Annotated in this window: 11 protein-coding genes; all 11 read right to left on the reverse strand. The window is 38.5% G+C overall.

Features of this window, described 5'->3' with window-relative positions; translation table 11 throughout:
- Positions 1 to 82: 82 nt before the first annotated feature.
- Positions 83 to 1,024, reverse strand: coding sequence for an MBL fold metallo-hydrolase (locus DT065_RS03495; protein WP_114370914.1), 942 nt, complete (start codon positions 1,022 to 1,024; stop codon positions 83 to 85).
- Between the two features lie 295 nt (positions 1,025 to 1,319).
- Positions 1,320 to 2,426, reverse strand: a complete 1,107-nt coding sequence (locus DT065_RS03500; protein ID WP_114370916.1) for a thiolase family protein — start codon at positions 2,424 to 2,426, stop codon at positions 1,320 to 1,322.
- A gap of 413 nt (positions 2,427 to 2,839) precedes the next feature.
- On the reverse strand, positions 2,840 to 3,241 hold the full coding sequence (locus DT065_RS03505; RefSeq protein ID WP_114370918.1) for a Zn-ribbon domain-containing OB-fold protein: 402 nt from the start codon (positions 3,239 to 3,241) through the stop codon (positions 2,840 to 2,842).
- Between the two features lie 50 nt (positions 3,242 to 3,291).
- Positions 3,292 to 4,197, reverse strand: coding sequence for an NAD(P)H-dependent flavin oxidoreductase (locus DT065_RS03510; protein WP_114370920.1), 906 nt, complete (start codon positions 4,195 to 4,197; stop codon positions 3,292 to 3,294).
- 188 nt (positions 4,198 to 4,385) lie between these two features.
- Positions 4,386 to 5,147: a crotonase/enoyl-CoA hydratase family protein gene (locus DT065_RS03515; RefSeq protein ID WP_114370922.1), complete on the reverse strand. Its 762-nt coding sequence runs from the start codon at positions 5,145 to 5,147 to the stop codon at positions 4,386 to 4,388.
- 24 nt (positions 5,148 to 5,171) lie between these two features.
- Positions 5,172 to 5,966 (reverse strand): SDR family NAD(P)-dependent oxidoreductase, encoded by a 795-nt coding sequence (locus DT065_RS03520; protein WP_114370924.1) that lies wholly within the window; start codon positions 5,964 to 5,966, stop codon positions 5,172 to 5,174.
- Positions 5,963 to 7,105 (reverse strand): CaiB/BaiF CoA transferase family protein, encoded by a 1,143-nt coding sequence (locus DT065_RS03525; protein WP_114370926.1) that lies wholly within the window; start codon positions 7,103 to 7,105, stop codon positions 5,963 to 5,965. The genes DT065_RS03520 and DT065_RS03525 overlap by 4 nt, the downstream gene beginning before the upstream one ends.
- Positions 7,106 to 7,143: 38 nt before the next feature.
- Positions 7,144 to 8,706 (reverse strand): class I adenylate-forming enzyme family protein, encoded by a 1,563-nt coding sequence (locus tag DT065_RS03530; protein WP_114370927.1) that lies wholly within the window; start codon positions 8,704 to 8,706, stop codon positions 7,144 to 7,146.
- A 158-nt stretch (positions 8,707 to 8,864) separates the two neighbouring features.
- Positions 8,865 to 10,016 carry an acyl-CoA dehydrogenase family protein gene (locus DT065_RS03535; protein ID WP_160112378.1) on the reverse strand — a complete coding sequence of 384 codons (1,152 nt, stop codon included), beginning with the start codon at positions 10,014 to 10,016 and terminating at the stop codon, positions 8,865 to 8,867.
- A gap of 318 nt (positions 10,017 to 10,334) precedes the next feature.
- Positions 10,335 to 11,957: an ABC transporter substrate-binding protein gene (locus tag DT065_RS03540; protein ID WP_114370931.1), complete on the reverse strand. Its 1,623-nt coding sequence runs from the start codon at positions 11,955 to 11,957 to the stop codon at positions 10,335 to 10,337.
- 40 nt (positions 11,958 to 11,997) lie between these two features.
- The gene (locus DT065_RS03545; RefSeq protein ID WP_227002713.1) at positions 11,998 to 12,888 is read right to left on the reverse strand and encodes an ABC transporter permease; all 891 of its coding nucleotides are present in this window, start codon (positions 12,886 to 12,888) and stop codon (positions 11,998 to 12,000) included.
- Between the last annotated feature and the right edge of the window lie 14 nt (positions 12,889 to 12,902).

Below are 12,902 nucleotides of genomic sequence, written 5' to 3' on the forward strand. Positions count from 1 at the left end.
AAATTCATTTTCCTCCTCTGATTATTTTAGTCCCTATTCTTGGGGCTTGGGGTATTTTATTTGTACTCGGAGGCTTTCAGCACTACACTTTAAAATAACTCCAATACTTGCCTTTCATTTCCCGCCCAAGTTCTCCCCGCCCTCGCAAATATTCAAGATGGGCAATAGTCTCTCCCAAAGCAAAACGGGTTTCGTGTAAACTTAGTTGCCTATTAAACACTCGAGAACATACTTCATAGATAGTTTCTCCACTACCTATAGAATCGATAGTCTCTTGCAAACGTTTATCGTGATGTGCAAGGATTTCATCAACCCTGTCGTTAGCTCCGTAGAAAGGCTGTCCGTGAGATGGAATCACAAAGTCAGCGTTTAATTTCTTGATCTTATTTAAAGATGCTAAGTAGGTGCCAAGTGGATCTCTAATGCCATGAAACCAATATGAGATATTCGGAGTAGTAGAGGGAAGAATATGATCAGTTGAGAGCAAAACGTTTCTTTCGCGATTATAGAAGACAACAAGTCCGTCAGAGTGCCCCGGTGTAAAAATCACCTCATATTCATAACGTCCAAACCGTATTTTTTCCCCTTCTTTAAAGTAATGAGTTACACATGGATACGGAGTAACAGAAGGAAGAAAACTTTCAGTATTGCTAGTCATTTGAATTGCAGTTTTCTCTGGAATACCGGCCAAAACATAATTATGGAAAATTTCTTGAGTGAAATCTTTTTCCCAGACATACATTCCGGTATTGATGTCGGTTTTGGACATGGACACACGGGCACCAGTCATTTCTTGAAGGCCGCCAGCCAGCCCAAAATGATCCGGATGATAATGTGTAATGAGTAAGTCAGTTACATGCTTTCCCGCAATCAATTCACTCCATCTGTCTTCGGTCTTTTTATCGTTAAGGCCTGCGTCTATAATTATCCAACCGTTATTGCCTTCTGCTAGAAAACAATTTACGTGATCCAAGCGAAATGGTAGATCAATTCTAATCGAACTGATACCTAATTCTTCAAACATGGTTTATCCTCCATAAACCTGACGAATAGTTCATCTATGCCAGTAATATTTTAAATTTAGTAAAAATATTTTTAGAGCGAGCAACATTATTTATTACGGTTACTTGATACTACGATCGGGTAATCCAGTGGATTTTGTTCTTATTGGATAATGAAAAGGCTAATTCTTTACATTCAATAACCAAATCACCTTTCGCATGGGAATGTGGATACGTATCCATTTCGAGAGGTGATTTGGATTTTCCTTTTTTATCGAGTTGTCCAATCATGTCCCGTAAATTGTTATTGAACCAGAATTATTTAGAAATTATACTCACCGAACAAACACCTCCTGCTCCTTGTGTATGGGTTAATCCAACTTTAGGGTTGTTTCGCACTTGTCGTTGTTTAGATTCACCACGAAGTTGCCACACTATTTCACAAACCTGAGCTATTCCAGTCATTCCTAAAGGATGTCCCCTTGATTGCAACCCCCCACTGGGACTGACAGGTAAGCTCCCCGATATTTCTGTCACCCCCTCATCAATTAGTCTTCCTGATTCACCCAACTCACAAAAACCCAAAGCCTCGTAATGTAATAGCTCTCCTATAGTAAAAGCATCGTGAACTTCAGCTAAATTAATATCTTCTGGCCCTACATTTGCCATTTCATATGCAGTATTAGCAGTCCGTGTTGTCAAGTCTTCTTCTTCAAAAACGGATTCGGTTTGTACAGATGTACCTATTAATTTAATAAGGTCTCGATTATTATTTTTCTTAGCAACATTTTCTGAAACTAAAATGGCGGCTGCTGCCCCGTCACTAGTCGGACAAGCCTGTAACAATGTTAATGGATCAGAAATCATTCGAGAGTGCAACACTTCTTCAAGTGTAAGTTCTTTCTGATAATGGGCATACGGATTATAACAGCCGTTTTTGTGATTTTTCACAGATACCCTTGCCATTTGCTCAGGTGTCGTTCCATACTCATACATATGCCGTTGGGCTTTCATAGCATATTCCCCTGGCATGATACGCATCCCCATTTTATCCTCGTAGGATCGTTCTCCACTATTCGAGTCAATAACTCCTTTTTGCATTTTTTCAAATCCAACAACTAAAACAATATCATATTTCCCACTAGCCACATCATAATAAGCATGATGGATCCCCGTTGATCCACTAGCACAAGCATTTTCTACATTCGTTACATTCAACCCTGTTAATCCGATTTGAGAAACTACTTTTTGTCCTGCCGAAACCCCTTGCATAACATGAGTAGCATAAGCTGCTTGCACCTCTCTCCAATTTATACCTGCATCCTTCAGGGCATTGATACATGCCCTAGCCGCATTTATTTCAATTCTTTCATTAAATCTACCACACTTGACCATTCCAACACCCTGAAAATAAACATCGCGCACAATTATTCCTCCCGCTAACAAATATTTTTCTTAAATATGTTGTTCTCCTCAAAACAAATTTTTACATTCCGACGATTTTTTTCAAATATTCTAAAGCATTTTAATGGCTTCTTTTCTATACTCTATAGGAAGGAAGTAAATATTTTTATAATGATTCTTTTTCCGAAAACTCATGGGTGCTTATCTTCACGTGTCTTGTAGAGTCTAAGCCTTCCATTCATTATTCGAAGAAACATGAGGTCATGAGGTCATGGAGGGTCAAAAATGACTCTCAGCAGCAGAATTTAGACTCTCAAAGGTATATTGTAATCGTCTCAATCTCATTCTTGTTAACCCTTGCCTCTTTCTACACAAAACACCATATTGACCTATTACTGATTCCATGATACTTCTACATAGAAAATTTAATATCTTTAACTAATTGGACAAAACCTATAAATTTTTACCTTTTCTCCTTGTTCATTTAAAATGACATGGGGCTCAATTAGCATTTTTGATCCAATCTTTAATTCATTCTGTTTATCGTTTTTTACATGTGATTTAATAATAATCTCTTCGGGTAACTTAACATATCCAATCGTATATGGAACCTTGTCTTTCCACCACGGAGGGCCCTGTCTTATAATAGTATACGTATAAAGTTCCCCTTCTTGGGACAAGGTGCATTCTTCCATTTCATTGCTACACCTTGGACAAAAAGGTTGAAACGGAAATGTATATTGATTACATTCGGGACACTTGGCGCCAATTAAATTGGCATTTCCATCCATTAGTCCTTCTTCTACAACCGGTAAATCAGTAGTTGATTTATCCATTTTCAAGCCTCCTATTCATTATGGTAAATACTATCATTGTCGTAAATCTCTTATTTTTTGTAAGACATATAATCTGTGCTTAAATGTTCAACTAGTTCGGAAACGGAAACAATTTTTTTCACATCCCCCACGCCTTGCCCAGCAGACCAAATATCTTTCCAACGCTTTTTACGATGTTCACTATTTTTAAATTCACTATATGAGGGCAAATCATCTGGATCCAAGCCTGCATCTACTACCTTAGGACGCAGATAATTTCCTGTCATGCCAGTAAAAGCCCTTGATGTCACTACATCATCCATGTTTACGTCAATAAGCTTCTGCTTGTACTCAGGAATGGCCATACTTTCCGTTGTTGCTATAAATCTCGTTCCCATATAAACTAAATCGGCTCCAAGCGCTTCGGCGGCTTGAATACCTGTACCATCCGTCACACATCCTGCCAAGACGACAATACCTCCATAGAACTCTCGGACGGCACGCACAAAGGCAAAAGGATTGACCCAACCAGTGTGCCCACCTGCACCGGTACATAGTAGAATCAAGCCGTCAACCCCACATTCAACCGCCTTTTGAGCGTGCCTAAGAGTTGCTACATCTGAAAAAACCATCCCTCCATAAGAATGAATAGATGGAACAATTTCTTTTGGTGAGCCAACACTAGTGATCACAATCGATGGCTGATAACGCATTACTACCTCTAACTTGTCATTAAGTTTCTCATCACGCATGATCAAATTGACAGCATACGGTGCTGCTTCTGGCAATTTCGCTAGTTCATAAGAGATCTGACTGAGCCAAAGATCAAGTTCTTCAGTAGTACGGGGATTTTGTGCCGGAAAAGATCCTATAATTCCACTGCGGCATGCTGCAATGACTAAATCCGGCCCAGAAACTCTGAACATTGGTGCAGCAATTAATGGAAGCGAAAGGCTAGCAATAGTATTATAATTCATTCTTATTTTCCTCCTTTCAGATTATATACATACATCATTCCACGTATCTGTATTCGTATCCAATGATTACTCTTAAATAAACTATTGCACATTCCTTTTTCTTCCATAACCGTCAATACAACTTGATCATAGGATCATAGTCATAACATTACATCGAAAGTAATAATTTAAAAGAAATTTTCATCCTGTTACTTGCCAGCCCATTCAGGTTTACGTTTTTCTGCAAATGCCTTTAACCCTTCATTCCTGTCTTCTGATTCAAACGCGAGCTTTGCTATCGGTTTTTGTTTATCCCATGCCTCATCATCTGTCCATTCAAAGGAGTGACGGATAATTTCTTTAGAAGCTATTTGAGCGGTCGGCCCTCTCTCAAGTAAACGTTCTGCTAATTCAACAGCAGTCTTTAGGGCATTACCTGGTTCCGAAAGACGATTTATCATTCCATAACGGTAAAATACTTCTGCTTCCCACATGTCCCCTGTAAGGGCAAGTTCATTCACTAAGTGATAAGGGATACGTTTAGGTAGGCGAAACAAGCCACCTCCTACAGCTACTAAATTGTGCCGTACTTCAGGCAATCCCATTTTCGAGTTTTTGGCTGCGACAATTAAGTCACACGCTAAACAAAGTTCCATACCCCCAGCAACCGCATAACCTTCTACAGCTGCTATAATGGGCTTAGTAGGTGGTTTAGCAAAAATACCAAATCCTCCTCTCTCCGTGGTAGCTCGCTCACCACGAGCCGCTGCTTTTAAATCTGCACCGGCAGAAAAAGTACCGCCTGCGCCCGTTATGATCGCAACGAATAATCCCGGATCTTCCTCAAATGTATCTATGGCTTTATTCATTTCAGTAGCCGTTTTCTGATCAAATGCGTTACGATATTCATACCTATTTATTGTAATAATAAATAACTTATCCCGTTTTTCTGTCAAAACATTATTTTCCATTGATTTCTCTCCCCTTAACAATCGTTATTGATTAAATGAGTAACCTCCGTTGACTGGATACGTTTGTCCTGTTATCCAACTCGATGCATCGGATGATAGAAATAACACCATATTTGCAATGTCATCTGGTTCTCCAATCCGACGGATAACATAATTTTTCAACATCTTACGTACACGCTCCGTATCCTCAAGTCTGTTTTCTATTCTAGGTGTTCTCGTTGCCCCTATGGCAACGGAGTTAGCATTAATGTTATATTTACCGAGTGATTTTGCCAATGCCCTCATGAACCCACCGGCACCAGCCTTAGCAGCAGAATATACAGAAAGATGAGGTTCTCCAACGCGCCCAGCATCAGAAATGATAGTGATAATCCGTCCTTCCTTTTGTTCAATCATTCCAGGAATTGTGGCTCGACAACTATTCAATACGCCGTTTAGGTTTACTTTCAGCCAACCTTCCCAGGACTCAGGTTCAGACTCCCAAAAAGGAACACCGCTTTGCACAGATCCTGGACCAGCGCCAGCGTTTCCCGCGTTATTGACTAAGATATCTATTGGCTGACTGTAATGACTCTTTGCAGTATCGACCATCCTTCCTACACTTTCATAATCTGTCACATCTGCCTGCAGAGGCAAGGCATTTCCCCCAGCGCTCTCAATTTCTGCTGCGACTTTTTCCGCTCGTTCAAGATGGTAATCATTTACCACTACTCCTTGTGCATTATGAGCTGCAAAATGCAAGGCAATTTGACGGCCAATACCTTGACCCGCCCCTGTAATCATTCCGATACGGCCCTCAAGATCTAATATATTTTTCATATTTTCCCCTCTTTTTCTTGAGTATTTTCCCAATCATTTTCCATAAGTTTTAAATTATGTTCACCCAGCTTAGGTGCTGATTTATTATCTTGGAGAACTAGGTTAAGAAATTGAACAGGAAATTTAACATAATATTCCCCTTTATCTTTATCGCCATAATATTCAATGATATCTCTGTCTTCAAAAGTTTTTTCATTCGGTAAATCTGTAATTCCATTAACATTACAACATGGTAAGTCATATTGACTAAAAATCTGTACCCATTCTTGAGCTGATTTTTCCTGTAATTTTTTTTCAATTATGGCATTCAAAGAGTTTGCATTTTTTGATCGGAGTTCCCAAGTTCTATATTTTTCATTCTTAATTAGCTCTGGATGATCAATAGATAGACATAGACTTCTAAAAAAATGATCCTCTAAAGTTCCGATCGCAATATATTCATTATCCTTTGTCAGATACGTTCCATAAGCACCTTTAGTTAGAAATTGTTCTTTTGATGGCTGGCTTTGATCATAATAAGAGCCAATTCTTGGTGACATCCACGCCAAAGCAGAATCTGTAATTGAGACATCAATAAAATCTCCCGAACCTTTTTTATCTCGATTGCGCAATGCTGCTAAAATAGCTACTACTGCATACATACCTGCTGAAAGGTCCGCAATGGGCACCCCCCCTCGAGCAGCGGGAGGACCATCTGGTTCCCCACTTATACTTAAGAGGCCGGATAAGGCCAAATAATTCACATCATGGCCAGGAATAGACGATCTGGCGCCGGTTTGTCCATAACCTGAGATTGAACAATAGATAATTGAGTGATTAATTTCTATAACTTCTTGATAGCTTAGACCTAACTTTTTCATGACTCCTGGTCGAAATCCCTCTACTAAGACATCGCAATTCTTAAGGTAAGTCTTAATAAACTCTATATCAGTATTGTCTTTTAGATCTAATGTAATGCTTTTTTTATTCCTGTTTATCGAATGAAACATTCGCTTGGACTTTCTTACCGCATCCCCACCAGAGGGACGTTCAACCTTTACGACATATGCACCGAGTTCAGCTAAATTCATGGTACAAAATGGACCAGGAAGAAGATTTGAAAAATCAAGTACTTTAATACCTTCTAACGGTAGCGCCATTCTCACACCCCACAATTCATAATAGCCTTATATTAGCCTTATACATTCTTTTCCTTTTCTCTCCAATGTGGATTACGCAGTTCTCGCTTTAATACTTTTCCAACAGAATTACGTGGAAGTTCCTCAACAAATATTATTGTTCGTGGTTTTTTGTATGAAGCTAACTCCTTAGTGCAAAAAGTTATAAGATCCTCTTCTTTGATTGCGGTACCTGGAGTACATTCACAGAATGCTTTGACTTGTTCTCCAAAATCTTCATCTGGGACCCCAATTACGGCGGCATCTTGAACTGCAGGATGCGTCAACAAAACATTCTCTATTTCGGCCGGATATATATTCACTCCTCCGGAAATGATCATGTCAATCTTCCTATCAATAACATATAAAAATCCCTCTTCATCTAGATAACCAATATCACCTGTTCGAAAATAACCGCTTTCATCTACAATATCACTTCCAAGAATCTCTTTGTTTAGATACTGTTTAATAGTTATGGGGGTTTTTACCCAAATTTCCCCAGCTTCATTGGTTTCAATCATTTTCACATTCTCGTCTCGAATTTCGATATCCACATGCTTATATGGTAAACCCGAAGATTCTGGTTTTTCTAATTGCATATCTGGTCTCAATAAAGTAACCAATCCCACCTCACTAGTACCATAACCTTCATATAAGCAATTTTCACCAAAATAACTAATAGCCCACTGTTTAAGACTTAATGGAACTGGCGCGGCTCCTACAATCAAAAATTCCAAGGTGGAAACAACGTATCGTTCCAGGACCTCTTCGGGCATACTCGAAATTCTTTTAAGCATAGTTGGAACACAGGTCCAGTGTGTAATTCTATGATCCATAATCAATTCCAAGCTTTTTTGCGGTTCAAAATGTCTTTGCGTGACTACAGTGCTTCCATTATAATGAGCTTTTTCAGCACTATTAGGGCCTAGACCATGATGTAGAGGTAGGGAGATCAATGTTCGATTTTTTTCAGAATTAAATCCTCTGGATTGATTAATATCATTTTCATACTCTAGAGCTTCATGCTTACGTTCCGCTATGAGGGCAGGATCCCTATAAACACCTTTTGGCTTACCCGTCGTTCCAGATGTATAAATAATAAGATTAGATTTCAATTTACTGATATAGGAAGTTGGTGATTTTTTTGATACAAGATCTATATATCGTTCAGCATCAACATTTTCTTCATTATTTAGGGTTACTTTCATTACTAGTTGAGTTTTATTAGCCAATGATGTTATTGAATGACTATCATCATCATCATATACGATAGCTCGAGCACCACTATCCTGCAGAATGTACAGTATTTCCGAGGAAGTATAACGCCAATTAAGCCCAATTTGCAGACAACCAAGTTTAATTAATGCACGATTGATGATAAACCATTCTGGACGTGTCTTTGTTCTTACAGCGACGATATCTCCTTTACCGATGCCCGAGCGTTCAAAAGCGTTAGCGAGCCGATCGGATTGTATATTCCAATCTTCCCAAGTAATCTCCTCACCATCTTCATTAATAATTGCTGGTTTATCAGGCTGTTTTTGAGCCCAATACTCTAGACTTCCAAACAACGGTTCACTCATAACTTACCTCCAAAATTTACAAATATGGATTTTCTGTGTAAGGAATTGAGAAGTTTCACTTCCTTCTCATACTCAATGGGGTGTCGCGCAGCGTCATGTTTGTTTAGTGGGTTTTCAGATCTTGATTTAAATTAGATCTCTGACACTGTTATTAGCAATTAATCAAAGGCCCTCAATCCAGTTAACTCTCGCCCCATAATCATTTTTTGTATCTGAGTTGTACCGTCAGGGATTGTCAACATTCTCGCATTCCTGAATAGACCTTCCAAAGGAAATTCAGTAGTTAATCCATATGCCCCGTGTATTTGTATAGCCTTTGAAGTTACACGCACAGCCATTTCTGTTGCAAATTGTTTAGCCATCGAAGATTCAACCGGGCACCTTCTACCTTTGCTAAGCATATCCAAAGCACGATACGTAATGAGTTTTGAAGCATCTACATCTGTTTTCATATCAGCTAACATCTCTTGAACTAATTGAAAAGAGCCAATGGGTCTCCCAAACTGCTCTCTCTCCTTCACATATTCAAGCGAATAGTCTAAAGCTTTTTGGGCAAGTGAATTAGCATGAGTAGCGACAAAGCAACGATAAGTTTGGAACCCAATTAGAGTGCTCTTTAATCCTGTGCCTTCTGGATTGAGAAGATTTTCTTTCGGTACACGAACATTATCAAAATAAAGTTCTGCTAAGTGTCCATTTTTAAATCCCAGTGTTTGTAAAGGTTTTACTTGAAAAGGAGATTCTTCTTTCTCAATAATTAGAGTACCTAAACCTTTACCCTTTTTAGAAGAATCAAACTGTACAACAACATTCACATAATCCGCGATCTGACCATTAGAAATAAATGTTTTTGTACCATTGACCACCCATTCATCTCCATCTAAATAAGCAGATGTTTTTAACATTGCTGCATTTGATCCAACATTAGGCTCAGTGATGGCAGAACATCCAATTTTGTCACCGGATAATAACCCAGGTAAAAATCGCTCTTTTTGAGACTCCGTGCCATTATTAGCAATTCCCTTGGTAAAAGATGAAGAAATACCGACAAGTGATTTTAGGTCTATGGGAATCTCTTCATACATTAAAGCATATGTTAATGGATCGAGCCCAGAACCTCCATTTTCCTCTGCAATAGTATTATCCAGAAAACCATAGGGTTGTAATTCTTTTAACATTCTCAATGAAAAGTTCTTAGAAAATGGTATATCACGTTCTTGTTTTTGAATAGCTGGTTCCAGTACCTCGGTCGATAGTTTTCTAACACTTCTTTTAAGCATATTTTGTTCTTCAGTAAAGTCAAAATTCATTTTGCTCCACCTCATTTTTTATAGTTTTTTTACTCAACTTTTGGACATGATTCGCACATTATAGAGCCTAAATCCCTAATTGAGGCTTTCTTCAACTTCATTGCACTACTTAAAATAGCTTGGCAATGGTTAGAAGTTGTTCTTCCCGAGAGCTGATCGCAACATCATTTACGCATAATTACCTTTGATCTTTGATTTATAGCTCCGAAAGTAGAGTTCCTTAAATAAAATACCTCATTTACATTTTATTTTGTTTTATATTATCACCTCCTAACCATAGTCAAATTAATTTTTTACACATGCCTCACCTTTTGAACATTAATCGTCCAACCAAACATCCTTCATATGTGTATATCCAAAAGATGCATGAGGATACCAATTTTCTACATATGGTTGCGTGGGCATACTTCGGTCATGTGTTGTTAGAGGGATAGGGTTAACACCTTTTTCGAGCACATAACGCTGAATATCATATATCTCTTCTCTTCTTTCATCTTCATCCATTATTAAAAGTTGTTCTTCGAGCATTTGATCAAGTTCAGAATCAGTGAAGCCTGTTCTATTCCTAAGTCCTTCAGAATGAAATTGATTTCGTAGCCATTCATCAGGCTCTTGAAACCACGATTGTAAAGCAACAAGCATATCAAAATCACCTTCTCCCCATCTCTCGACAAATGTTCCGTATTCTGCAATTTCAATATCTGCATCAATCCCAATTGCTTGTAAGTCTTCAACAATCCATTGCGCCATTCGAACGAGCTGCTCGCCATAAGCGTCTGTTGTCAAAATTGTGGTCTCAAAACCATTATCAATATCTGCGTCTGTTAATAATTCTTGTGCCATATCAGGATCATATGGAAGTAGTTCCTCCCTCTCCTCTAAAGACAATGAGTATTCTTCAAGAGAAGGGTTTACTGGTCCACTCACCTCTCCTCCTCCGTAAATACTCTCTACCGCACCCTGTCGATCAATTGCCATACTCACTGCTTTTCGTACGTCTACTTCTGCAAAATACTCGTGGTCATTATCCATAGCTAATTGAATCTGTGAAGGATAAAGATTTTCATTTTCCTGAACATCTGGGTTGGATGATAAAATGTTTTCTAATTCCTCAGGAGAGACTTCTGGAATTTCATCCACCTGTTGCGTTTGAAATGCTTGAATACGAGCACTTTGATCAGGCATAATGACAAATTCAACACCATCAAGATAAGGTCGATCTTCTTCATAGTAATCGGGATTCTTAGTTAACTCTATTCGATTATTACGATCCCAATTTTCCAACTTAAAAGGTCCTGTCCCTATCGCTGTTTCTGATAAATCAAACTCATCATTCACACCTTCTTCAGGCAAAATCCACATTAAATGATTTGCCATAAAATTTAAAAATGGGGCATATGGTTCTTCAAGCGTTACAACAACAGTACTTTCATCCTCTGCCTCAATATTTTCTACTTCCGAAAGAAAAGCAGCTTGGTTACCTTGAACTTCTATAGCATGCTCCATTGTTGCAACCACGTCATCAGCGACAACCTTTCTTCCATTTACTGGTGGCATATCATGCCAATTTGCATCTCGTAAATGAAAGGTATAAACGGTTCCATCATCTGATATTTCCCAATCCTCAGCTAAATCAGGCTCGAGATTATAATCCTCAAATTCAACATCTTCTCCTGTCTCATATCGTATTAATTTGTTATAAACTAACCCTGCAAAATCGTGAGTATTTACCGTTGGAGTACCATAAGGATCGAGTTCAACCGCGTCGGCACCCCTTGCTATTGTAATTGTTCCCCCTTCTTTTTGCTCTGTTGTCATATCTTCATTATCTTCTTCTGTGGTTTCACCACCACTTTCACCATTCTGTGTTTCTTCGCTACAAGCAACTAAACTTAAAAAAACAGCTATCATTAAAATAATTGATTTCATTTGTTTTTTCATTATAGTTCAACCTTTCTATTAAAATAACAAATATTACTGATCAAGAAGAAACTTTGGGATCCAAAAAGTCTCTCAATGCATCGCCAAGCAAATTAAACGCTAATACCAAAAGGCTCAAAGCTAATCCAGGGAAAATTACAAGCCACGGTGCAGTTTCCATATATCGGTTGCCATCACTAAGCATTAGTCCCCATGAAGGGTTAGGAGGTGGTGTTCCAATTCCTAAAAAGCTTAAAGAAGCCTCAGCGATTATTGCTTGCCCAAAGGTCAGACTAGCCAAAACGATTATAGGTGCAGTAATATTAGGAATACTGTGTTTCCAAATAATACGTATTGCACTGCTCCCAACAGAACGAGAGGCTGCAATAAAGTCATATTCTTTTATTTTCAACGTCTCACCACGTACGACTCTTGCAAACCGAGGAGTTTCAATGATTACCAATGCGATAATAACATTTTGTATTGCAGGTCCTAAGAGTGCTGCAACAAATAAGGCCAAGATTATAGAGGGAATTGACAATACGGCATCCATTATTCTTTGAATACACATATCGAGAAAACCACCGAAATAGCCAGATATCACACCTAACATTACACCTAAAATAAGGGAAAAAACAACCGTCGCTAATCCAACTGTAAGTGAAATTCTTGCACCATAAATGATCCTGCTGAAAAAATCCCTCCCCATGTCATCGGTACCCATAAGGTGTGTTAAATTAGGGGCATTTAAAAATACATCTCTGTTTTGGGAAGTGGGATCAAATGGAGTAATCAATGGTGCCAGAATTGTCATAACTATAAATAACAAAATCAAAAGAAGCGCTGTGAACCCAATCTTTTGGGTTTTCATAAATCGTTTAAAGTCATTTACAAATTTAATAGAAGACCTTTTCTTTATAACCTCTTGATGTATGACAATTTGATCCCTCAATTTCAAACCCCCTT

This window comes from Salicibibacter kimchii, from assembly GCF_003336365.1.
GTDB classification, from domain to species: Bacteria; Bacillota; Bacilli; order Bacillales; family Marinococcaceae; genus Salicibibacter; species Salicibibacter kimchii.

What these genes read in the sequence shown, in the direction of transcription:
- DT065_RS03515 (WP_114370922.1), bottom strand. Translation starts at nt 5,147, where the DNA reads ATGGAAAATAATGTTTTGACAGAAAAACGGGATAAGTTATTTATTATT.
- DT065_RS03495 (WP_114370914.1), bottom strand. Translation starts at nt 1,024, where the DNA reads ATGTTTGAAGAATTAGGTATCAGTTCGATTAGAATTGATCTACCATTT.
- DT065_RS03505 (WP_114370918.1), bottom strand. Translation starts at nt 3,241, where the DNA reads ATGGATAAATCAACTACTGATTTACCGGTTGTAGAAGAAGGACTAATG.
- DT065_RS03520 (WP_114370924.1), bottom strand. Translation starts at nt 5,966, where the DNA reads ATGAAAAATATATTAGATCTTGAGGGCCGTATCGGAATGATTACAGGG.
- DT065_RS03525 (WP_114370926.1), bottom strand. Translation starts at nt 7,105, where the DNA reads ATGGCGCTACCGTTAGAAGGTATTAAAGTACTTGATTTTTCAAATCTT.
- DT065_RS03535 (WP_160112378.1), bottom strand. Translation starts at nt 10,016, where the DNA reads ATGAATTTTGACTTTACTGAAGAACAAAATATGCTTAAAAGAAGTGTT.
- DT065_RS03510 (WP_114370920.1), bottom strand. Translation starts at nt 4,197, where the DNA reads ATGAATTATAATACTATTGCTAGCCTTTCGCTTCCATTAATTGCTGCA.
- DT065_RS03540 (WP_114370931.1), bottom strand. Translation starts at nt 11,957, where the DNA reads ATGAAAAAACAAATGAAATCAATTATTTTAATGATAGCTGTTTTTTTA.
- DT065_RS03530 (WP_114370927.1), bottom strand. Translation starts at nt 8,706, where the DNA reads ATGAGTGAACCGTTGTTTGGAAGTCTAGAGTATTGGGCTCAAAAACAG.